Here is a 339-nt window from a genome sequence, read left to right as displayed (position 1 = left end):
GTGCCGATATTGATTACGCTTGGGAAGAAGCAGACACTACTTACGGAAAACTTGGTGTTAAAGTTTGGATCTATCGTGGTGAAGTGCTTCCAGCTCGTAAGAACACTAAAGGAGGCAAATAACAAATGTTAGTACCTAAACGTGTTAAACACCGTCGCGAATTCCGTGGAAAAATGCGTGGTGAAGCTAAAGGTGGTAAGGAAGTAGTATTCGGCGAATATGGTCTGCAAGCTACAACTAGCCACTGGATCACCAACCGCCAAATCGAAGCTGCCCGTATCGCTATGACGCGTTACATGAAACGTGGTGGTCGAGTTTGGATCAAGATCTTCCCTCACA

Annotated in this window: 1 protein-coding gene and 1 pseudogene; both read left to right on the top strand. The window is 45.7% G+C overall.

Annotated features, from left to right (window positions below):
• Nucleotides 1-122 (top strand): annotated as a pseudogene (gene rpsC / locus FH871_RS35290) (30S ribosomal protein S3); the annotation flags it as partial.
• A 3-nt stretch (nt 123-125) separates the two neighbouring features.
• On the top strand, nt 126-339 hold a 214-nt coding region (gene rplP, locus FH871_RS35285), incomplete at its 3' end, for a 50S ribosomal protein L16 (RefSeq protein ID WP_138995385.1).

The organism is Larkinella sp. C7 (assembly GCF_006149005.1).
GTDB lineage: Bacteria > Bacteroidota > Bacteroidia > Cytophagales > Spirosomataceae > Larkinella.
Note: the sequence above shows the minus strand (reverse complement) of the source record. Positions and strands in the feature narration are given on the sequence as shown.